General features: G+C 36.2%; 21 protein-coding genes and 1 riboswitch. Of the genes, 4 read left to right on the forward strand and 17 right to left on the reverse strand.

The features are described from left to right. Nucleotides 1–171: 171 nt before the first annotated feature. The 8 genes from ACIP9G_RS12825 to ACIP9G_RS12860 form a co-directional block, all read right to left on the reverse strand. The gene (locus ACIP9G_RS12825; RefSeq protein WP_401019780.1) at nucleotides 172–1,188 is read right to left on the reverse strand and encodes a polysaccharide deacetylase family protein; all 1,017 of its coding nucleotides are present in this window, start codon (nucleotides 1,186–1,188) and stop codon (nucleotides 172–174) included. Then, nucleotides 1,176–1,922 (reverse strand): hypothetical protein, encoded by a 747-nt coding sequence (locus tag ACIP9G_RS12830; protein WP_401019782.1) that lies wholly within the window; start codon nucleotides 1,920–1,922, stop codon nucleotides 1,176–1,178. The genes ACIP9G_RS12825 and ACIP9G_RS12830 overlap by 13 nt, the downstream gene beginning before the upstream one ends. After that, the gene (locus tag ACIP9G_RS12835) at nucleotides 1,903–3,576 is read right to left on the reverse strand and encodes a GNAT family N-acetyltransferase (protein WP_401019784.1); all 1,674 of its coding nucleotides are present in this window, start codon (nucleotides 3,574–3,576) and stop codon (nucleotides 1,903–1,905) included. Before ACIP9G_RS12835 ends, ACIP9G_RS12830 begins: the two co-directional genes overlap by 20 nt. A 1-nt stretch (nucleotide 3,577) precedes the next feature. After that, complete coding sequence (locus tag ACIP9G_RS12840) at nucleotides 3,578–4,702, reverse strand: glycosyltransferase family 4 protein (protein ID WP_401019785.1); 1,125 nt, start codon at nucleotides 4,700–4,702, stop codon at nucleotides 3,578–3,580. Nucleotides 4,703–4,720: 18 nt separating this feature from the next. Next, the gene (locus tag ACIP9G_RS12845; protein ID WP_401019787.1) at nucleotides 4,721–5,356 is read right to left on the reverse strand and encodes a sugar transferase; all 636 of its coding nucleotides are present in this window, start codon (nucleotides 5,354–5,356) and stop codon (nucleotides 4,721–4,723) included. Nucleotides 5,357–5,518: 162 nt separating this feature from the next. After that, the gene (locus ACIP9G_RS12850; RefSeq protein ID WP_401019789.1) at nucleotides 5,519–5,971 is read right to left on the reverse strand and encodes an SACOL1771 family peroxiredoxin; all 453 of its coding nucleotides are present in this window, start codon (nucleotides 5,969–5,971) and stop codon (nucleotides 5,519–5,521) included. Nucleotides 5,972–6,010: 39 nt separating this feature from the next. Next, nucleotides 6,011–6,313, reverse strand: a complete 303-nt coding sequence (locus tag ACIP9G_RS12855) for a hypothetical protein (RefSeq protein ID WP_340822661.1) — start codon at nucleotides 6,311–6,313, stop codon at nucleotides 6,011–6,013. Nucleotides 6,314–6,315: 2 nt separating this feature from the next. Beyond that, nucleotides 6,316–6,519, reverse strand: a complete 204-nt coding sequence (locus tag ACIP9G_RS12860) for a helix-turn-helix transcriptional regulator (RefSeq protein ID WP_340822660.1) — start codon at nucleotides 6,517–6,519, stop codon at nucleotides 6,316–6,318. A 201-nt stretch (nucleotides 6,520–6,720) separates the two neighbouring features. On the opposite strand from ACIP9G_RS12860, the gene ACIP9G_RS12865 reads away from it, so the two are divergent. Next, nucleotides 6,721–7,326, forward strand: a complete 606-nt coding sequence (locus ACIP9G_RS12865) for an NUMOD4 domain-containing protein (RefSeq protein WP_401019791.1) — start codon at nucleotides 6,721–6,723, stop codon at nucleotides 7,324–7,326. Nucleotides 7,327–7,401: 75 nt separating this feature from the next. Here the strand turns inward: ACIP9G_RS12865 and ACIP9G_RS12870 are convergent, their stop codons facing one another. The 3 genes from ACIP9G_RS12870 to ACIP9G_RS12880 form a co-directional block, all read right to left on the reverse strand. Beyond that, the gene (locus tag ACIP9G_RS12870; RefSeq protein WP_401019793.1) at nucleotides 7,402–9,090 is read right to left on the reverse strand and encodes a GNAT family N-acetyltransferase; all 1,689 of its coding nucleotides are present in this window, start codon (nucleotides 9,088–9,090) and stop codon (nucleotides 7,402–7,404) included. Between the two features lie 253 nt (nucleotides 9,091–9,343). Then, complete coding sequence (locus tag ACIP9G_RS12875) at nucleotides 9,344–11,032, reverse strand: FAD-binding protein (protein WP_401019796.1); 1,689 nt, start codon at nucleotides 11,030–11,032, stop codon at nucleotides 9,344–9,346. Between the two features lie 146 nt (nucleotides 11,033–11,178). Continuing rightward, nucleotides 11,179–11,883 carry a tryptophan-rich sensory protein gene (locus tag ACIP9G_RS12880; protein WP_401019798.1) on the reverse strand — a complete coding sequence of 235 codons (705 nt, stop codon included), beginning with the start codon at nucleotides 11,881–11,883 and terminating at the stop codon, nucleotides 11,179–11,181. Nucleotides 11,884–12,165: 282 nt separating this feature from the next. Here ACIP9G_RS12880 and ACIP9G_RS12885 point away from each other — a divergent pair, with 282 nt between their 5' ends. Further along, nucleotides 12,166–12,852, forward strand: a complete 687-nt coding sequence (locus tag ACIP9G_RS12885; protein WP_401020168.1) for a ZIP family metal transporter — start codon at nucleotides 12,166–12,168, stop codon at nucleotides 12,850–12,852. A 136-nt stretch (nucleotides 12,853–12,988) separates the two neighbouring features. Here the strand turns inward: ACIP9G_RS12885 and ACIP9G_RS12890 are convergent, their stop codons facing one another. Beyond that, nucleotides 12,989–14,047 carry an S-layer homology domain-containing protein gene (locus ACIP9G_RS12890; protein ID WP_401019799.1) on the reverse strand — a complete coding sequence of 353 codons (1,059 nt, stop codon included), beginning with the start codon at nucleotides 14,045–14,047 and terminating at the stop codon, nucleotides 12,989–12,991. 471 nt (nucleotides 14,048–14,518) lie between these two features. Between ACIP9G_RS12890 and ACIP9G_RS12895 the strand changes: the two genes are divergently transcribed. Beyond that, nucleotides 14,519–15,418, forward strand: a complete 900-nt coding sequence (locus ACIP9G_RS12895) for a 3-hydroxyacyl-CoA dehydrogenase (RefSeq protein ID WP_401019802.1) — start codon at nucleotides 14,519–14,521, stop codon at nucleotides 15,416–15,418. A gap of 971 nt (nucleotides 15,419–16,389) precedes the next feature. Here the strand turns inward: ACIP9G_RS12895 and ACIP9G_RS12900 are convergent. Then, complete coding sequence (locus ACIP9G_RS12900) at nucleotides 16,390–17,031, reverse strand: hypothetical protein (protein WP_401019804.1); 642 nt, start codon at nucleotides 17,029–17,031, stop codon at nucleotides 16,390–16,392. 167 nt (nucleotides 17,032–17,198) lie between these two features. Here ACIP9G_RS12900 and ACIP9G_RS12905 point away from each other — a divergent pair, with 167 nt between their 5' ends. After that, nucleotides 17,199–17,648 carry an AraC family transcriptional regulator gene (locus tag ACIP9G_RS12905; protein ID WP_401020171.1) on the forward strand — a complete coding sequence of 150 codons (450 nt, stop codon included), beginning with the start codon at nucleotides 17,199–17,201 and terminating at the stop codon, nucleotides 17,646–17,648. A 136-nt stretch (nucleotides 17,649–17,784) separates the two neighbouring features. Here the strand turns inward: ACIP9G_RS12905 and ACIP9G_RS12910 are convergent, their stop codons facing one another. From ACIP9G_RS12910 to mntA, 4 genes are all read right to left on the reverse strand, one after another. Then, nucleotides 17,785–18,471 carry an ABC transporter ATP-binding protein gene (locus ACIP9G_RS12910; protein ID WP_340822651.1) on the reverse strand — a complete coding sequence of 229 codons (687 nt, stop codon included), beginning with the start codon at nucleotides 18,469–18,471 and terminating at the stop codon, nucleotides 17,785–17,787. A gap of 1 nt (nucleotide 18,472) precedes the next feature. Beyond that, nucleotides 18,473–19,507 carry an ABC transporter permease gene (locus ACIP9G_RS12915; protein ID WP_401019806.1) on the reverse strand — a complete coding sequence of 345 codons (1,035 nt, stop codon included), beginning with the start codon at nucleotides 19,505–19,507 and terminating at the stop codon, nucleotides 18,473–18,475. A 315-nt stretch (nucleotides 19,508–19,822) separates the two neighbouring features. Then, nucleotides 19,823–20,230 carry a type VII toxin-antitoxin system HepT family RNase toxin gene (gene hepT / locus ACIP9G_RS12920; protein ID WP_401019809.1) on the reverse strand — a complete coding sequence of 136 codons (408 nt, stop codon included), beginning with the start codon at nucleotides 20,228–20,230 and terminating at the stop codon, nucleotides 19,823–19,825. Next, nucleotides 20,220–20,630: a type VII toxin-antitoxin system MntA family adenylyltransferase antitoxin gene (mntA, locus tag ACIP9G_RS12925; protein WP_401019810.1), complete on the reverse strand. Its 411-nt coding sequence runs from the start codon at nucleotides 20,628–20,630 to the stop codon at nucleotides 20,220–20,222. Before mntA ends, hepT begins: the two co-directional genes overlap by 11 nt. A gap of 378 nt (nucleotides 20,631–21,008) precedes the next feature. Beyond that, nucleotides 21,009–21,092, forward strand: a riboswitch (cyclic di-GMP riboswitch). Nucleotides 21,093–21,192 lie beyond the last annotated feature (100 nt).

Genomic DNA, 21,192 nt, shown 5'->3' on the forward strand with positions numbered 1-21,192 from the left:
TTCTTTCCTTCTGCTTGTTCTATATAGAATTCTAAATTAACACGAAGTAACTTACATCTTCGTCACGCTCAGGTAATTTCCCTCTTATTCTCTTAAAAATTATACAAAAGCAGAGCATCAATTAAGTAGAGGATGAATTCTGAGCAACTAAAATAAAAAAGCAATAACACTCTATTCAGAAATGTTATTGCTTACATTACATAGTCTGGCTACCTCATGCATGGAATAGCTTTGAAAATTATAATCCTGCTGTAATTCTTGATAATATTGCAAAAGCTCCTCAAGCATCGCCAAATTTTTATCAATATGTTTTCCAAAGTTATGCGGATGCCACCACAAATGATAAAAAGCCCCTTCCTTTGCAGCAGCAAGCATTCCTTCTTTAATTCGTTTTACCTTGAGGTGCTCAAATGCACGCAACAAGCTACTATATGGTCTTAAAAATGCACTTGCTCGAACATTAATAAATGCATCCCCTTGCATCTCTTCTAGACTTACCATATGATTGCCAGTTACATTAACATAGCTATCCAGCCATTTCATTACACCAAAAGATAGTCGATTTTTTTTAGTGAACTTTTTAGGATTGTATAAATCATGTAGTTCATTTCCTCTATAGCAAACAAATCCTGCTTGCTGACAAATTGTAAAATAATTATCATTCACTTGATTACGTGGAAAAACAATGGACTTCATCGGTTCAATATACCCGTCACATATCATGTTCATTGCTTGTAAATCCGCAAGAAAGTCCGTTTCTGTTTGTCCACTTTCTAAACAATAAAAATGGGAAAATGTATGACTACCAATTTCCTGATGAGGGGTTTGAATAATTTCTTCAATTAATGATTTGCCAAAGTGCAAAGAATCTTCTTGCTCATTTTCCCCTACTTTCGCAAGCTGGGAATGTGCTGCATACCGCATTTGTTTATATTTCACTGGAATGCCTCGCAAGTAATGAGCCATCTCACCTTTGGATTCTGCAAATAATAAACCAACAGTAGCCCATGTCGCATGTATTTCATATTGCTTAAACAGCATCAAAATTTTAGGTAATGCCTGACGAACACCATATAAATTTTTATTATATTGTCCATGCCGAAATACATCATGAACACCCCAATTTAACTCAAAGTCCAGTGAAATCACTAAACCACCATGATTTGCATTGCTTGCTATTTTCTCCACTTTTGCACGCCCAATAACAACGCACTCATTTTCGATTGTGCGATGTAGCCTGAATATACGTTAACAACTTGTCCACCGAAGCTCAATTTAAATTGACGAATCGTTTCGACATCTGTTAACTCGCCCATATCGTATAGTACAAATCCCTGCTGCTTTAAATACATTAAATTGTGCCATAACAAGAAACGATTCGCATAACGTAATGGACGCTTTAAATGGGCAGGCAATGATAAATCATCACTTGTCGCTACGTAATAGGACATCGCTTTTTGTGCATGTACAATATCCAATCGATAACACAATGTTTGTCCACATATACTACGTACTTCTGACAAAAACAAAGCGTTTTTTTGATTTAAAAGCATAATGGATTCCATCTGCGATTTAGTAATTTGTTCAATTTTTTTCCTTTTTGCAAAATCATTATAAAACTGTTGAAAAGCTCGTAAGTTCTCTTCTGAAGGCTCTGTATATAAAAATACTTGATAGGGCTCTTCCTGTGCGCGACGTAGCAACTTTCGATTGTTTTTCGAAAGTGCTGTATACATCGAGCACTCATGATTTGTTAATGGAATATGAACCGCTTCACGTTTAACAAGCTTACGGCTCGGAACAAGTGAATGTGTGTGACAAACTAACTTCATTGACTTTCTAGTATTTGCCAACTTTTCTGCAAAGTAAATATGCTGCATCGCGATATTCCATCGCTTACTTCTAATGGATAGAATGAACACCGCCCCCACTCTCTGTGTAATTTTCTACATGATTGCGCTCATAACGAGCACATTTAAAATGCTTCATTCGAGAAATACGTTTATAGCCTAATTGCTGCAATCGTTTTCGCTTACGCCATTGCCAAAAGCTTGCCGTTACCCAAAGTGTTTCATTTGGCTTTATTTTTTGAATAAATGCTGTAACAACGTCTATCTCTTTATAGAGATCGTAGCTCAAAAAGTAGGTTTGTTTAGGCAACGATTCAACGATTTGCAATGCATCCACACGTAAGTTTTTCGTATGTAATGCAAATGCAGGCTTCGTCGTCTGTGCAAAGGAATCTTTATAAATGGTATATCCCTTATAAAATAATGAAATAATCTCTTCCTGATCGAGTGACATTGCCTCTTGAATCGACATTTCCTCAAACAACTCCCCTACTGGTTGTTGTGGAACGACCCGATCAGAGGGGGATAACTCGTACAATTCCACTTGCTTAAAACGAACAAACTTTTCAACGAATTGTTGTCCATATTCTAGCCAATCTTTCGCTTTTCCATACTTTACTAAATAACGCAGTTCACCAAGAGTGTGACGTTTCCATCCAACGAAACGCTGACTACTTTTCAGCATTTCCTTTAAACGTTCCTTCATTACAAACCAACCAAGCAAAACCTTTGCTCGTTTTGTCTTACTACTTGCAACGATACGCCTCGTAAAATCGATGCCAGAGCGCCAATCAAATTTATAAGCCTCATAACCAATACTCATATCGAACATATGATAATTTTCTGAAAAAGTACGCTTTATCGTAGTTTGATTAAGTAAACGACCAATTCCAAAAATATTGAAGTTCGGCTCATGTCCGAGTGCATAAGTGACATAGCGCCCTCGACAGCAAATACCATAGTTAAAGGCAAGCCATTGATCTTCAAAAACAAGTGCGTCTACTTCTACTTGCATCGCTTCCCCTTTAAGGTTGAAAATGCGTTCAAAAAATTCCCTTTTCTTTCCTTTTGTAAAGCCGCTCGTATCCATCTTTTTTTTCCAACGTCGATCAAATAATCTAAACATTTGCCAAAGGTCTTCTTGTTCAGGTGTTTTTGTCCGTAAAGATCCTAAATTACGTAGCTTTTTTTCTCTTCGATCTATACCATGCATTTTTTTACGGTTATTGAAATGGCTATTGAAATCGACGTCTTGAAAAGTAAGGTATGGTGTTACTACTCTGAAAATATGTGGCGGTAATTGCCTTTCTACGAAATACTGTTCAATTCCCTTCGAGGACTCTTTACTTTCAAGTAATCCATGAAATGAAAATAGTACATGACGATGCTTTTTCATTAGCTCATCAAATACAAATGTTATAGCAGGCAATTGCCATTTTTTCCTTGCGATAACACCCGAATAATTAGCGATGTTTTCACCTGTAAAGGCATATAGACGAACACCCCAAAGCATTCGAACCGTAAATGGCAAAAATGCAATAATATCCTCATCCTTTTGCACAGCATATAGCTCTACTCGCTCTTTTCTTCCAATAGTAATCCACCAGTTATAAAACCATGCATATTCAATAAACGGATTATCATTGTGTTCATTCGCTAATATCTCATCCCAAATCCCCTTATAATACGTAAGTTCATCTTCTGTTCTAATGCGAATTAATTGCAATTTAATCACCCTTTTTAGCAAACTTTGAAATTGCCTGTTCATAGATTGATAATGTTTTTTGATACATAGGAATAAACGTAAAATCACGTAAAAAACGTCGTTCACTTATATCGCCCATTTTTTCACATAGCGTTTCATCCGTTAAAAGCTGTTTAAGCCTTTCTTTCAGTAGGCTTGGTTCGTCACGAGCGATTAAAAATCCATTTTCTTGATCAGTCACTAACTCATTGACTCCACCAACATTCGTGGCAATGATAGGAAGTCCTGCTCTCATCGCTTCAATAATTGAAATGGGTAAACCCTCCCAGTCTGATAGCAGTGCAAAGATATGACTGTGAGCAAGCAATTTTGTGACATCTAATTGATTGCCTAAAAACGTAACTCGCTCTGAAAAACCTTTGTCTTTAACATAACTTTCTAATTGGGGACGCAAAGAACCATCACCAATAAATTGAAGGTGCCAAGGTATATCCGATAACTCCATCAAAGCCTCCAACAGTAAATCTTGCCTTTTTGGCACCTCAAAGCGAGCAACCATTACAATTTGCGGATGCTCATTTTCCGCTCTATTTGGTGCTATTTTCATTTCTAATTGTTCAATGCCATTATGAACCGTCTGCATTTTATGAGCAGGTGCAATGCCTTTTGTTAATGCCAACTTACGATCATAATCAGAAACGGTGATGATCTTAGTTGTTAATGGCTGGACCGTTTTTTCAAGTTGGCGATACATCAGTTGCTTTTTTTGTGGCACTCCTTCTGTAAAACTCCAGCTATGTGCGGTAAAAATCGTCGGAATGCGCAAAAGACCACCGATAATACGTCCAATTGCCCCTGCCTTAGAAGAGTGTGTAGCAATGACATCAGGCTGTATTTTTTTAAAAGCAGCTCGTAATTGCCAAAGTGCTTGGATATCTTTTGTTAGATGAATTGCCCGCTGCATGGCAGGAATACTGATTACATCAATTTGCTCATCTTGTAAACGCCATAATGAAGCATCATAATAACCTGTAACAATCGTAACTTTATGGGCATCTTGCTTTAACTTTATCGCAAGTGCCTCCACATGTTTTTGAGCGCCTCCTACTTTATCCATACGTGTTATTAGTTGAACAATCTTCAGCATCCTTCACCTCTTGCTCTTTTAGTAAGCCCCTGTTCTACCTAGAACGACGAAAAAGGTTTTCATAACAATTTTTAAATCCATCCAAAACGTTACGTTTTCTACATAATGAATGTCATAGGAGATTTTTTGACCATGCGAAATATTAGATCGTCCGTTAATTTGTGCAAGCCCTGTTAAACCTGGTTTTACTTCCAAACGGCGTGCCTGTAACGCACTGTAACTATTTGTAATTGTCGGTACTTCGGGCCTTGGTCCAACAATACTCATATCCCCCTTTAATACGTTTAAAAGCTGCGGAATTTCATCGATGCTTAATTTACGTAATATTGCTCCTACCTTTGTAATGCGCGTATCTTGGTCAGTTTTGAAATAGTAATCATCTGGAATACCTTCTGTACATATTACAGGCATGTTGACAGGTGTTGCCTGAATAGCCATTGTTCTTAATTTCCAAATGATAAAACGTTGATGTTCGTAACCAGTTCGAATTTGTTTGAAAAAGATGGGGCGTCCTGTAGTAACGAATAATAGGAGGAGTACACCTAACATAAGAGGAATTGTAATAAGTAATAAAATAAATGCCCCGACTATATCAAAAATTCGTTTACCATACTGACCGTAAAATGTGATTGTCTCAGCTGTCTGTACGTGCAATACATCATCCTTTACATTTTTTTAGTGCTTAACTTTATATATTCATTTCGCCCATTTATAGAACTATTTCAGACAAAGCAAATACCCTGTAAATATGACAAAAGGAATTACACCAGAAAAATTTTTGGCATAATTCCTTTAATAATCAAGAGATTAAGTTAATTACTGAAAATCAGACACCTGCTCAATTTGAAGGTGACATTCGATATGAACATTTCCCTTTAATGCTTTACTAATCATACACGTTTGTTCTGCTTTTTGAGCTAGCCGATTAATAAGATTTTCATCACGTTCGGTTAGATGCGGTACTTTCACATTTGGTTTATGGACAATTCTCTCATATGTAAAAACACCATCCGTTACATCTACAAACCCTTCTGACTCCATCGACAATGCCTCAACTGGTATTTTGGCGTTTTCCAGTAATGCTGCAAATGTAATTAAATAACAAGTTGCTGAAGCACCTAATAACATTTCATCTGGATTTGTTCCGATTCCTGGTCCATTCATTTCCCGAGGAATAGATACGATTGTATTCAAATTAGTTGATGTTAAGTTCCCTGTACCATTTCTTCCTTGCGACCATGATAAATTCATACCAAACTTGTGCTGCATTTACATTGCTCCTTTTTATTTTATTTCCATTAATTGGAATTAATATTTTAAATTATAATATACTGTTGAAAATGCCCATCCAGCCATATGAATTAGTAAAAGGATTCCTAAAGCTTGAGCGGTAGATAACTGAACACCTGCTATTAACAACAGAAATAGAGCATAAATGGAAATAACCGTTATTTTCCACCCATTCGCTAGTGAGCTTACTGTAATTTTTTCATATCTTTCATCGAGTCCATTTTTACGTGCCGCCATCCTACGTCCCCACCAAAGTCCAAAAAGACCTCCTGAAATGCCAAGCACTATACCAAGAAATCCTAACATTTGTTCCAAACTCATATTTAATCACTACCTTTCTCAAAAATAAATACTTCTTCAATACTTAGTTGAAATGATTTTGCGATTTTATACGCAAGTTCTAAAGATGGATTGTAACGACCATTCTCTATAGAAATAATTGTTTGCCTTGAAACTCCTAGTTTTTCGGATAGCTGTTCTTGAGTCCAGCCAAATGATGCTCTTAATTCTTTAATACGTTGTTCCATTTTTCACCACCCCGATGTAAAGCAACCTTTACGCAAAGTGTACTTTACTATTTTTTATTTGTAAAGCATACTTTACATTTTTTCTCGAATTTTCGGAAAACAACACAAAACTTCCTCGCTTTGTATAACAACAACCATCGAAAAACAGCGAGCCTTATTTTATGGTAAAATAGAAAAAACAATTATTTAGGAGATTTAGTAATGACTTTAACTAAACAACAAGCACTACAAGCACTTAATAAAAACAAATTTATCGGTTTTACGATTTCAACAGGAAATATTATTATAAAAAAGATTAATAAAACCGACTATAATATTTTCGTATATGAAGAAGGTAATGAAAAACCAATGCATTATGTAGGTTCCATTATGAACGTAATGGCGACGATGAGTGATAAAGCTTCAAATAAGGATTTTATTATCGTCGAGCAACTTCCTGAGGAAAATAAAACTGAAACGCCTGCCAATGGGGCTAATGAACAAAAGTCTGTTAAAAAAGCTGTTATAAAAACGGCTAATTTGGATGAACAAAGCCGTGCAATCGCAGGCTATGAAGAACTCTATGAAATAACTGAAAGCGGACGCATTATTACAGTGCGTGAAAATCGTGCTTTAGCTCGTTGCAATGATGAATATGGTTTTCATATTGTCCGTTTAACAAAAGATGGCACAGCATCAAACCATAATGTATTCGAACTATGGAAGCAAGCATTCCCAGAGCTTGAACAAACAAACTTTAAAGGTGCCTTAAAAGCGAAATATGGCACAGGCTGTAAGCTAATTGACAAGCCAGGCATTCACTTTTAACAAGAGCATATACAGCTCCAAGTCGAGACAAGTAAAAATCCTCAGCGCCTATAAACAGACGCTAAGGATTTTTTGTTATATTAGAAAGGAAAGTAGTGCTAGGTGCCAGCTATGTTCTGATTGCTGTCCTTGTTTTGAAAAAAATTTCACCCATTTCTTTTCTTGACGATGCACTTTTTTCCACTTCAACAGTTGATTTACCCATACACGTTCTACCCTTCGAAAACCTAATGCATTCAACGTCCTACGCTTTCGCCACTCAAACCAATTAGCCGAGGTACAAATTGCACGCCCTTCTCGTTGCACTTCATCTACAATAATTTGGAGTTTAGGTAGTTCATAATTTTTAATATATGTAGTATTTGGTGGCAATTCTTGCATAAACCCATCCGCTTCCTCTTGGATTAATTTATCATGTCGCAAAAATGAAATTTCCTGTTTCTGTCCATAGAGCTTATAGCCTTTAAAATAATGAGCAAGGAGCTCAGTTCGCTGATCGTGGTCTAGCACCGATTGAATATTTATTTCCTGGAAGTTAGATTTATTGTGGCATATTTTTTCATCCAAATAATAAATATTAAATACATGTCCATTAAAAACCTTACATTTCAGCATCGAAAACCACTCATTCATATTAGCTTTTGTGAACAAGTATCTTAATTCTCCCAATGTATTACGTTTCCACTCTACAATCCTGCGATTTGTTTTCACCATGGCTAACATCGATTCTTGCAGCACCATTACATTACGAAGCGCTTGTTCCCTCATCCCTGTAGTACTCATAATAAATTTTCTTGTAAAATCTAAATGTGTATACCAGTCAAACTTATAAGGCTCATACCCAATACCAAAATCGTATAGACGAAAGTTCATACTTTGTGCCTTTAGCATATTTTCCTTTTCAATTAAACGTCCAGGTCCAAACATATTGAAATCAGGTTCATGCCCCATAGCATGACAAAAATTTCTCCCTCGACAACAAATATCTAATGTAAAGCCAATCCAAGTATTCTCAAATTGCAAACTATGAACTTTTAAACATAGTGCTCCATTTTGCTGCTTTGCAAGCTGTTCAAAAAATGCCTTCGTTCGTTCGTCTGTAAATCCACTCGTATCCATTTTCTTTTGCCATCTTCTTTCAAACAATCGAAACATATTATCTAAACTTCCAGCATGTGCTTTTTGATAAGTTATGTTTCCAAATTCCTTCAACCGCTTTTCTCGACGATTAATACTCTTTAATCTTCGCTTATGCTGTGCTAAAAAATCGGGTAATTCAATCGACTTAAAATCTATATAAGGCGTGACAACACGAAAAACTGAATAGGGCAATTGATGTGCTAACGTATATTTTTCTAATATTTGAGATGTATCCTTACTTTCGAGTAAGCCATGTAATACGAAGAGGACTCGGGAAAATTTGCTTGTAAGTTCCTTTAATAAATAATGCACAGCCTGCTCTTTCCATCTTTTTTCGGCAATTACCTCCATATAAGAGGCAAGTCCTTGTCCTAAAAAGCCAAATTGGTGGATACTACCAAATCTTCTTGTATGAACTAACGGGAAAAATGCTATAGCTTTCCCCTTATGCTCAACAATGTAAATTTCCACATTCACATCGTGCCCAACTATCATCCACCACGTCGAAATCCATTCATATTCTATAAAAGGATTATCGTTTTTTTCACGTTCAAGTATTTCAGACCAAGTATCCTTATATGTCTCTAGCTCGTTAATCGTTGTCACGAGTCTATACTCTAGCACGTGTGTAGTCACTCCTTTTTCACTTTCAATAACAAAGCATTGCCTTCCTTATAACCCAGTTATTGTTTTTAGCATTTCAATGTACTGTCCTATTTCTTCACCCAGTAGCCACTATATTCAAAAACGAACAAAATTAGAACGATTGCACATACCAATAGCCTGATTCCATTAGTAAAAAGGCATTCCACATATACTTCTCGAGACAAAAAAACCTCCTTATCGAAAGAAGAAGAAGGTTTTTATATAGTACAAATTAAGCTTCAATAAGAGTTGCTATTTCTTGTTTACTGCTTTTCGCCATATGTGACGTTGCGATATAGCTCATCGTCATTCCTGGTCCTAGTGTAGCACCCGGTCCTGGATAGGTTTCGCCCATTATCGAAGCTGAGCAATTACCAGACGCATACAAGCCTTCAATTGGTGTTCCGTCCTTCTTTACAACCCTAGCATGTTCATCTATAACGAGCCCCCCCTTCGTGCCAATATCGCCTGGATATAACCGTAGTGCATAATAAGGTGCATCCTTCAATTCAGCTAAATTTGGGTTTTTTAATGTAGGATCACCGTAATAGTTATCGTAAGCACTTTCCCCTCGATTGAAATCATCATCGTGTCCATTACGTGCAAATGTATTAAAACGCGCAACCGTTTCAATTAAATTTTCTGATGGTACACCCATTTGACTTGCCAATTCCTCTATTGTTTTCCCGCTTTTCACAATATCATTGTCAAACCAGCTTTTTGGGAAAGCTTGTCCAGGGAACAAACCTGTAAATATATATCGACTCTTCGCAGTTGCATCAATAAGAATCCACGAAGGTATTCCAGTATTCGTTTTTTTATGATGTGCAAACATATTATCTACAAACTCATGATAAGGGGCAGCTTCATTTAAAAAACGATTGCCTAAATTGTCTACCACCATCATATTCGGTACCCCACGGTCTGCTACTAAAAAGAATGGATGACCTTCTGGATCTAATACTGAAGGCGCCCCCCATACTTTATCCATTAAATCTAACGTTCCCCCAATTTTAACGCTTGGTTCAATACAATCACCTGTTTGTCCTTCTGGAGTCGATGTCCACTTGGCATTGGTTGGGGAAGGCAAATATTTCTCTCGGTACGCTTGATTGTGTGAAAAGCCACCAGATGAAAGCACTACACCTTGTTTGGCTTCAATCTGCATTTCTTGTCCATCCCGTTCTACGATTAAACCAATCACGCGATTATTCTTTACGATAAAATCTTTAAATGCCGTCGAAACCCATAACTCCCCATTCGCTTCTGCAAGTGACATACGTAAGCGTGCAATTAATGATTGTCCTAACGCTACAGGCTCACTACCTGTTATTTTAGACTTCACTAAGCGCATCCCTAGTTTTAGTGCTGTTGTTTTTCCTTTCATTGTACGTCTTATCATATTTACCTTATGGAATTCATAGCTATTCATCGTGAAGCCTTTAGTCGACATAGTAGACCGGCGCATCGTATCAGCTAAAGTTCCCATCTTCTGCAAATCAAAAATAAGTGGCTCAATAGAGCGCCCTTGTGAAAGGCCACCTGGTTTTTCAGGATAATAATCCGAATAGCCTGTAGCATATTGGAAACGCATGTGATTAGTATGATGATTTAAAAACATTAACATTTCAGGTCCTTGCGTTATATAAGCCTCTTTTAATGTGGTTGGCACACGATCACCAATAGTTGAATCTAAGTACAAACGTGCTAGTTCATGCGTGTCAGGAACACCTGCACCTTTAATGACATGATTATTTGGAATCCATAGTGCTCCACCCGATAGGGCAGATGCTCCACCGTAACGATCAGTTTTTTCAATGACTAATGATTTCATCCCTTGCAACTTTGCTGTTAGTCCTGCTGTCAAACCTGCAGCGCCTGATCCTACTACTACTACATCATAACTCGCATCCCATTTCATACTTACATTCCTCACCTTCATTAGTAGTTGACTAAATCAATGAATCTAGTATTTCTATTCAAAAGTATAGAATTAAAGTAATATTCAGTCAATTTAATACAACCTCTTTTTTCCAAATAATACTTTACGTATACAGTGACGCTTCATTATCTTCGCTTTCCGATAAAAATCCATATAACAAGCACAGCACTATACAGTAAAGGCATATAAAATAAGCTTCCAGCATCTACCCCATTTTTCACAGCAATGCCGATAAAAGCCCAAATAATAACTATTGGAAACAAAAAATCTACTTCAACATAGCGAATATAAATAGCAAGACATGTGGCAACGAAAAGCAACAAATTTGCCCACCATACATCTGATATACCAAAGCCATCCCACATATAGTACGTCAGAACATAACTAATATTCGCCATTAAGGCAACACTAATCCAGCCCAAGTAAATCGAAAAAGGTAATCTCCCTGCAAAATGGGTATCCCCTTTCGGATAACTTCTATAAATAAAAATTAAACTGAATAGAAGTCCAATCATCATGACGATCGATAACGAAAAGTATTCATAATGCCAACATAAAAGCCAAGCAATATTATACAGACAAGTTGACGTTACAAGACTTATGATGGCTGTCTCTTGATTGGCTTTCTTCCGGAATAAATGAATAACAAGCCATATTCCTAAAACTATATAAATAACAAGCCATATAGAAAAAACATAGCCTGCTGGCATAAACAGCACCTGTAGTTGGTTAGATACTTCTCCTGTTGTTTTGCCATTAATACCTATTGTACTTGCTATAACATTAACAGTAATCATGATTAAAAAGCTCAAAAGTGCAGCCCATTTCATAGCAATCCCCCTATTATCATAATTAAGCTACTATATAACTAATTAATTTATAAATATAACTACCCTATTAAAAAAAAAGAAATCTTTTTAGGAATGCTTAGTATCCAGCTTCATTTCTTTTATACGCACTGTTTCGATTTGCGTGTATAGTTTTCATTATTTAAATGCAAACGTGGTCATTTATTTTAACTGTGCTCCATCATATAACCCTTTACGTTGCATATATTTTGTAAAACGGACTTCAGTTTATTATAGGGCGGAGGAATTTCGCAGTTGAGTGCAATGATACTTGGTGGATTTCTTTTTTTCAGCGTTAGCATAGGTGGAACAATCGCTTGGGTTTTCTCTAAGCTGTTTCAACATACAACCCAAGGTTTATCATTATTATGTGGTGGTTTTTTAGTAGGATTGCTCGTACTAGATATCATTCCCTCCTCTTTTCAAATGTACAAGTCTTTTGGCATACTATTAGGCATACTTATTGGCTATTTAATATTTCAATTACTTAGTAGTTTATTTCACCCTACAAATCATCAAAACTCCTCCGTTTCTTTGCTTGCAATAGCAATGGTCATCCATACAATTCCTATTAGTCTTACCATTGGAAACTTACTTGGTAATTCCGCCCTTAGTATTACAATGACAGCATCAATCATTCTTCATCATCTTCCGGAAGGGTTTGCACTTACAACAGCATCTCTTTCACAAAGCGGAAGACTATGGAAACTATTCATTTATTTCATCGGATTTTCGATATTCTTTGTATTTTTCGTTTTCATTGGTCAATATTGGAATTTAACAATTAAGGCACAAGGAATGTTAATGGGCCTCTCAATAGGATTAATCGGCACGGCTAGTATTTCAGAATTTATTTTGCATCATGTACGATCAGTAACCTTAAAATCCTTTATGACATATACTTTATTCGGCTATTTTTTAAGCTATATGTTTCATACATTTGTAGGCTAAGCACTTATTTTGTTTGAATTTTCCGAATTGCTTGGGTGACTGGCACTTAGAAAAAATGTAAAAAATCCACTTCGCCTATCAAAGCACTGCGAAGTGGATTTTTACATTTTAAATTTAGCTTAGTCTACAGGATGTATTACTCTTCACTCACTAGCATCAACGTAAGTGATAAAATTTTAGAAAACTGCGCACGAGTCAGATTGCCTTTTGGATTAAACTTGCCACTTGCACCTTCAATAATTCCCAATTGCTGTAATAAACCAATAGATTCCACAGCTTCCTTACGCATTTGATCCTTATCCGTAAAGGTATTATTTTTGTTAGCCTTTGCGATATCGAATTCCATTGCTTCTAAGTAACTTGCCGTAACATGAGCCATCTCTTCACGTGTAGCAGGTTTGTTTGGCTCAAAATAATTACCATCGAAAATTTCGAGTAACCCGTACTCTTGTAAAATCGCTACTTCCTTAGCTCCCCAGAAACCTTGCATATCTTTGTAAGAAGCAGGTCCTTCATAATCTTCATTTACATCTAATCCTGAAGCACGGAAAATCATCGCAGCTAATTGACCACGTGTTACTTGTCCGTTCGGATTGAAAGTTGTATCAGTAGTACCAGTTACGATTCCAGCCTGATAAAGCAATTGGATATAGCTTTCAGCCCAATGGCCAATCGCATCTGTAAAATACCCACCTGGTTTTAAATCAAGGTCAGCACGGTTTAATACCGTAATTAAATCACCCATATCTGTATTACTTGCTGCTTCCCATTTCCCCGCTGTAAAAATTTCAGCCTTGAAGCCATTACCAGATTGAGTAATGCGCATTTGAATCGCATCACCATACAGCTTTTTAAACTCATCAAAGTTTTCTTGTAATGCCTGTTCACCTTCTGGGAATAAGTTTGTCCCATCTGTGTAGGATGCCATTAATCCTATAAGGGACATTTTTATAATAATACTATCTTTAGATGTAACTATTGTTACATCATCATCCTCATTGACTAGCTTAAAAAGTAAAAACATTTTGTAAATATCTTGATAGGACATCGATTGTACTTGATTAGTCGATGCAACGACTTGTTTAGGATGAATAATGTTTGCAACATCGACTTTTTCTTGTGCATATGCTTGTAAGCCAAAACCTCCTGTAAAACATGCAATACTTAAGGCTCCAGCTAAAATTGTTTTCTTCATTCCCCTTACCCCTTTCAATTCATAACTTCAGTGTACTAAAACACCTATTAACAAATCTATAAATATATGTAAATCATTGAAAATTATAAAATAGCCCTATTTTTGCAAATCAATTTACTCCGACTAAATCTTTACACTTCTAAGTCTAAATGCTTGAAGATGTTATTAATAAAAGACAAAAATACCCTAAAAATCCAAATGATTAATAATAATTCATTTGTACTAAACCGTATATGTTCCTAAAGTCTCCTTTTAAAATTATTAAGGCTGACGGTTATTTTTATTCTCAATAAGCCATACTTGAAGCGTATAAATTTCAGTAGAAATCGGACATATTTTTATATCATTATAATAATTGAGTTTATAATTTGATTTTCATTCAACGAAAGAAGTAGTATGAAATTGTAATAAGAAAATTATTCTACATCGAAACTATTATACTAACGTAACAATATCAGAGGAGGAATTCAGATGAACTATCAAAACATTACTGTAGCAGGAAGTGGCGTTTTAGGAAGTCAAATTGCTTATCAGTCTGCTTTTAAAGGATTTAACGTTACTGTGTACGATATTAATGACGAAGCTTTAAAAAATGCGCAGGATCGCATTACAAAGTTAAAACCATTATACCAACACGATTTGGGTGCGACACAGGAAGAAGTAGATGCTGCTTATGCGCGTCTTTCATTTAAAAGTGACTTAGCCGAAGCTGTAGCAAATGCAGACCTTGTTATCGAAGCGATTCCTGAGGTTGTAAAAATTAAAACAGACTTTTACACTAATTTAGGCAAAGTTGCTCCAGCAAAAACAATTTTTGCAACTAACTCATCTACTTTATTACCAAGCCAATTTGCTGAAGCTACAGGTCGCCCTGAGAAATTTTTAGCATTACATTTTGCTAATACAATTTGGGTAAACAATACGGCTGAAATTATGAAACATCCAGGTACAGATATGAAAGTGTTTGATGAGGTTGTTGAATTTGCTCGTGCTATTGGAATGGTTCCACTAACATTATATAAAGAACAACCTGGCTATATTTTAAACTCTCTACTCGTGCCATTTTTAGATGCAGCTGAAATGCTATTAGTAAAAGAAGTATCTGATCCTGAAACAATCGACAAAACTTGGATGATTGGGACAGGTGCTCCTCTTGGACCATTTGCTATTTTAGACGTTGTAGGTATCAATACCGCTCATAACATTGTCGAGGCAAAAGCTGCTGCAACTGGTGATGAAAACATGAAAAAGCTTTCTAACTTGTTAAAAACAGAGTATATCGACAAAGGCAAATTAGGACGAGCAACAGGAGAAGGATTCTACAAATATCCAAACCCAAGCTTCTCAAAACCTGATTTCCTTAAAGGATAAGTGCCTGCCACTCAAACAATTCACTACAATTTACTACGCTAGTTATGTATTTGATGACTAACACAATAAAAATCCACTGCGTCTCCAGAAAGCGCAGTGGATTTTTACGATTTTAGGAGCTATGTGCCAGGCACCCAAACAATTTGTATCTAAATAGCTCTGCCAGAAAGATTTACTTAGTAAAAATCTACGGAGACTCCTGCGGGGACGCACGGAACGTAAGACGCAACAAACCGCGCGACTGCGTGGGTTGCGGCTTACGTCGTGCCCGCGGAAAGCGCAGTGGATTTTTACGATTTCAGGAGCCCGTACTATGCAGGAGCTATGTGTAAAACTAAGTGTCAGGCACTCAAACAATTTTGTTTCTAAATAGCACTGCCAGAAAGATTTACTTAGTAAAAATCTACGGAGACTCCTGCGGGAACGCACGGAACGTAAGACGCAACAAGCCGCGCGTCAGCGAGGGTTGCGGCTTACGTCGTGCCCGCGGAAAGCGCAGTGGATTTTTACGATTTTAGGAGCTAGTACTATGCAGGTTCTAAGTGTGGAGCTATGTGCCAAGCACCCAAACAATTTTGTTTCTAAATAGCACCGCCAGAAAGATTTACTTAGTAAAAATCCACGGAGACTCCTGCGGGAACGCACGTAACGTAAGACGCAACAAACCGCGCGTCAGCGAGGGTTGCGGCTTACGTCGTGCCCGCGGAAAGCGTAGTGGATTTTTACGATTTCAGGAGCCCGTACTGTGCAGGAACAAGTGTCAGGCACTCAAACAACTCCCAGAAGGATTTACTTAGTAAAAATCTACGGAGACTCCTGCGGGAACGCACGTAACGTAAGACGCAACAAGCCGCGCTACTGCGTTGGTTACGGCATACGTCGTGCCCGCGGAAAGCGTAGTGGATTTTTACGATTTCAGGAGCTAGTATTATGCAGGAGCTAAGTGTCAGGCACCCAAACAATACTATCTTCTACTTATTTAATACTTCCCCTTGCGAATTCACTACTTTAACCTGAAATTCATTTATCGACGTTACTTCATTTCTCTCTTGTGAACGTAAAATTCCATATATGATTTCTTCCATTTCTAATGCTACCTTTTGTGCATCTTTCTCCGAACCAATGATAGAAGTTTGAACAGTGATAAAGGTGTGTTGATCCGTCGTTACATTTTTAAATACATCAAATTCTTTAAGACCTTCTACAATAGCTTTTAAAAAATAGGATAATTCTTTATCTATTAGTTTTTTTCCTTCATTTTCTGTTGTAAACTCCCACCTTTCAAAAATAACTGTATAGTCCTTAAATGGTGAAGTTTCCATAACACGTTTGGCAATCGGCTCCATATCTTTTTTAACAAAATTAAAATAATCTTCATCCGCCACAACTTGTAACACCAATTCTTTCTTTGTCGTCGTTTTCACATCAACTCCAACATATATTTCATGCAGTTTTTCTTTCAATTTAGCAATACTTAACTCTTCTTTAGTAACGAAAGATTGCTGCGCCTCTTTATTTTCAGAACTATCCACCTCAAAAAGTCTAGCGACTAGGCTAACTATAATTATTACCATAGTAAGTGTTCCTACAAGAATCCATTTCCTTTTGAACATGTTATCCCTCCTACTTAAGAAGGTATGTCATCGAAGATATAAAAAATGCCCTAACCGAAAGTCTCTTTTGTTACCACTAGCGTAAGTTCCACAAAAAAATACTTTTAATAAGCACTTGAGAAACATTTTTAATCATATTACCTTTACTTAAGAAGGGGGATGAAATGATGAAAATAACTATTGAAGAATTAGCAGAATCAAGAATTGCCTTTTTTAGAAACGTCGGTGAATATGGTGAAAAGCAAAACAAAGAACTAATGGAATCCTTTAAGCAATGGGTACTGGAAAATGGAGTATTTGATAATTCACCAATTTTAGCTATTCCACAAGATAATCCAGAAGTTACACCGAAAGAAGAATGTCGTTATGATGTTTGCGTCATTATTCAAAACGATTATCATGTGGCAAAGCCTGCTCAGGTTGGTACATTCACTGGAGGGAAATATGCGGTTTTCCTGTTAGACCATACGAAAGAGGCAGTCAGCGAATTTTGGGGCAATATTTTTTCTGAAATCGCAAAACATAATCTATCCATTAGACAACAACCAATAATTGAAAGATATACCTCGCAAATGATTGAAAATCATCTATGTGAAATATTAGTTCCTATTCAGTAACGAAACTTGATATTTCCATCTTCCATTTAACAATAAGTTGTTGTTAGTGAAGGCGATAACTACTGTAGGAAAGCAACGCATACAGAAAAAAAGTGTTAGATTGATAACAGACAATCTAACACTTACACTTTTCAGCCTATAATTGATTTTGTACAATTTTACCATCATTCATTTTAATGACCTGATCTGTATATGACAGCATTTCTTCGTCATGTGTAACCATTAAAGTTGTAATGTTTAATGTTTTTGTTAAATCCCTAATTAACTCCATGACATCCTTAGATCTTTTGGAATCTAAACTTGCAGTAGGTTCATCCGCAAAAAGAACTTTCGGTTTATGAATAATTGCTCGCGCAATGGCAACTCGTTGCTTCTCTCCACCTGATAATGATGAAGGATAGGCATTTTTCCGATGATCCATCCCGACTAATTTTAAAAGTCGCTCTACCTCTCTTTGCTGCTCGTGTTTCTTTAATGCTGATTCAGACACTTCAAGCATAAGTAAAAGCTGTTCTTCTACTGTTAAAAAAGGAACTAAGTGAGCAAATTGAAAAACAAAGCCGAATTTACTTGCCCGAACTTGTCGCACTTGTTCTTTAGTCAAAGCTGTCATGTTTTTCCCTTCAAAAATAATTTGGCCATCAGATGTAGGTTGCAACCCTGCAGCAATCGTTAGAAGTGTACTTTTACCAGAGCCAGATGCACCTACTAACGCCGTTACCTCTCCTTCTTTAAGCGTCATATTAATCCCTTTTAATATTTCTTCTTGCACTTCACCATTCGTAAACGTTTTTCTAACATTCTCCATTGTAAATAGCGTCATATTAGACCTCTCCTTGCTGTATCGCTTGTAATGGTTGAATTTTTTTAATTTGGATACCTGAAATTGTTGCACCAATAAAACCAATAATGATGAATACAATCGACAATTGTGTTGTCGTTGCTAAACTTAAACTAAATGGCATTCCTTGTGGTGCAAATTGATTGAAAATTTGACTTAGCGCAATAGATAACGCAAGTGAAATAATCGTAATAACGACCATTTGCGTCCAAATCATTTTAAATAGCTTACTCGTTTTTAAACCGATTGCTTTTAAAATACCGTACAAACCAATCTTTTGAACGTTCATCATGTAGAAAAAGATTGCAAACAGCATGCCACTAATCACAACTAAAAACCAAACAATCATATTAAGAGACATTTGCTCTGCGCTATAACTAGGAATTGTATTTAAAAAATCATTTTTTGAAAATGCTTGTAATCCCGTATAGGCTTGAGTAGCATCCCCATCTGGAGCGAAAACTAATTGCATTTCTTCGACACGATAAATTTCTTTGTAATCCTCCATGCTAATATAAGCTACAGGCGCATGACTATATTTCTTTTGCTCAACAAAGCCTTTTACAATAAACTTGCCACTAAATTGATTATTTGTAACTGTATCGCCTACCTGTATACCTTTATCCTTTAATGAGCTATCTAAAATAATTTCCTCATGTTTCACATTTTCAAATAGTGGTGAATCGGTAGCAGTTACAAAGGCTACGCTTTGCTGCTTCCCTGCCTTATCATTTATAAAGCCCATTTGAATTGAGAAGGCTACAGCATCCTTTTGTTTGTTTAACATTTCATTTTGGGTACTGCTATCTATTTTTGACAGATTGTACGTTTCATCTGCATCCTTATTCATATAAAACTGTCCTGCTGGTAAATCTTTTATTAGCGCCGCATTGTCTTGCGATAGTCCATTTGCTAAACCTGAAATAATAAAGGTTAATAAACTCACCAGAAAAACAATGGAACCTAAAATCAAAAATCGTACTTTATTTTTCTTCATTTCTTTTATAGCTAGGTTCATCTTAAAACCCCTCCTATTTCTTTTCACATTCTTAGAATATAGAGCCTAAATGAACAGAACATGAACTGAAAATGAACGGAAGATGAACAAACTATTACAATTGAATCCATGCTGAAATTATCAATTATTTTTATACAGGTTTTGCAAGTGTACGAACGATTGCCAGCACTGGTTTAATTGGCATTTCACCAAACCTGCTTTCAACGAAAAAACCTTCTACTCATAAACTGAAGTAGAAGGTTTAAAACATTGTATTTAAATTTGAGCACAATAAGTAAACAGCTTTTATAGACATTCATCAATAGCTATAGCAATTTAAATTAAAGCTAATAGTTGTTTCGCAAAAGTTTTAAAATCATCAAGATGTTGCTCTATAATTGCCTGTAAAATATCTAGCTTAATCGCCAGATAATCATGTACAGCAATATTTCGGAATCCAACCATGTTCATCAACGATTTTGCTAATTGTGCATTAATGATACCATCTTCTTGCAACAAAAAAAATGCTTCTCTACTCGTCTTAGGTAAACCTAACTTTCTCTCACTTACAAGGTGCATTCCTAAATCAATACTTGCTTCACAAGCACGCTGAATATTTAAAATAATACTATCCTGTTTAGTAAAATCCTTTAAATTGTTTGGATCTTGCTCGTAAACCTCATGAATCCTTTTTATACAGCGCTCAATTGTGGCCACTTTATTTAAAATAACCTCATGACTCATCAAGTACACTCCCTCTCTCCTTAATTCCTTGAAGGATTTCGGTTCGCTGCTCATTCAACGTTGCATACATAGAGTAAGCTTTCATACGCTGCTTAATAAACTCATTGTCATCTACACAATTTAACAAAATACCAGTTGAAAATATTTGTGCCACAAATACTGTATCAACTTGCTGCAAATCCACCAAATCTACATCAACATGACATTTCTCCGCTAAATCCCCAGCTAGTAAAAATCGTTCATAATTCGTTAAGATTGTTTCTGAAAAGTATGCAATATCTAAATCACTGTCCCCACGCGCCACCCCTTTTGCATGGGAACCAAACAATAAAATAAAGGATGGCTGAACACGCGCTTGTAATACTTCTTTAATTGTATTTTTTAGCTCTTTAGATAACACTTTCAGCCCCCCTTAATGTAATGTAATGAATACATTCATTATACCGATAGGTGGTGAAAATTACACAGCTCTTTATAACGACAGCCAACTACTTCATCAACAAAAAACTCCTAAAAGCATTCGCCTTTGCCCAAGTTAAATCCTTTTCACCTGCTGTAAATATTTTTCATAATCACTACCACGACAAAAGTAGTTTACAACTAAACTACCTTCCTCTTACTAAAGTAATTTACACATACCATAATGCCTATCGATAAATTACACTATTATACTATTTAACATTAAACCTTCACCATATTACCCTAATGAAGGGTGGTAAAATATAGGACAAATTGTTCTTTGGTAATTATTTTCACTATGCTATTCTTTATAGTAGAAAAATTGAATAGGCAAACTTAAAGAAATTTAGGGACGCAAAGCTATAGGGACTAAGGTTTATAACTATGTCAGCCAGTTGCCGAAGAGTACATACTACTTTTTGTTTAGTAAGGTCATAAAAAACAAATTACTGAAAAAAATATTTTTTTAATATAACATCTGAAAGGTGAATTTTTATCTTTTA

Origin of the sequence: Lysinibacillus sp. NPDC093197, assembly GCF_044754025.1 — a bacterium.
In the GTDB taxonomy this organism is placed as follows: Bacteria; Bacillota; Bacilli; order Bacillales_A; family Planococcaceae; genus Lysinibacillus.

Bases quoted from the DNA above. Each gene is read 5' to 3' on its own strand.
- ACIP9G_RS12865 (WP_401019791.1), top strand. From the start codon at position 6,721: ATGACTTTAACTAAACAACAAGCACTACAAGCACTTAATAAAAACAAA.
- ACIP9G_RS12915 (WP_401019806.1), bottom strand. From the start codon at position 19,507: ATGAACCTAGCTATAAAAGAAATGAAGAAAAATAAAGTACGATTTTTG.
- ACIP9G_RS12900 (WP_401019804.1), bottom strand. From the start codon at position 17,031: ATGTTCAAAAGGAAATGGATTCTTGTAGGAACACTTACTATGGTAATA.
- hepT (WP_401019809.1), bottom strand. From the start codon at position 20,230: ATGAGTCATGAGGTTATTTTAAATAAAGTGGCCACAATTGAGCGCTGT.
- ACIP9G_RS12885 (WP_401020168.1), top strand. From the start codon at position 12,166: ATGATACTTGGTGGATTTCTTTTTTTCAGCGTTAGCATAGGTGGAACA.
- ACIP9G_RS12840 (WP_401019785.1), bottom strand. From the start codon at position 4,702: ATGCTGAAGATTGTTCAACTAATAACACGTATGGATAAAGTAGGAGGC.
- ACIP9G_RS12860 (WP_340822660.1), bottom strand. From the start codon at position 6,519: ATGGAACAACGTATTAAAGAATTAAGAGCATCATTTGGCTGGACTCAA.
- ACIP9G_RS12905 (WP_401020171.1), top strand. From the start codon at position 17,199: ATGAAAATAACTATTGAAGAATTAGCAGAATCAAGAATTGCCTTTTTT.
- ACIP9G_RS12880 (WP_401019798.1), bottom strand. From the start codon at position 11,883: ATGAAATGGGCTGCACTTTTGAGCTTTTTAATCATGATTACTGTTAAT.
- ACIP9G_RS12855 (WP_340822661.1), bottom strand. From the start codon at position 6,313: ATGAGTTTGGAACAAATGTTAGGATTTCTTGGTATAGTGCTTGGCATT.
- ACIP9G_RS12895 (WP_401019802.1), top strand. From the start codon at position 14,519: ATGAACTATCAAAACATTACTGTAGCAGGAAGTGGCGTTTTAGGAAGT.
- ACIP9G_RS12850 (WP_401019789.1), bottom strand. From the start codon at position 5,971: ATGCAGCACAAGTTTGGTATGAATTTATCATGGTCGCAAGGAAGAAAT.
- ACIP9G_RS12875 (WP_401019796.1), bottom strand. From the start codon at position 11,032: ATGAAATGGGATGCGAGTTATGATGTAGTAGTAGTAGGATCAGGCGCT.
- ACIP9G_RS12890 (WP_401019799.1), bottom strand. From the start codon at position 14,047: ATGAAGAAAACAATTTTAGCTGGAGCCTTAAGTATTGCATGTTTTACA.
- ACIP9G_RS12910 (WP_340822651.1), bottom strand. From the start codon at position 18,471: ATGACGCTATTTACAATGGAGAATGTTAGAAAAACGTTTACGAATGGT.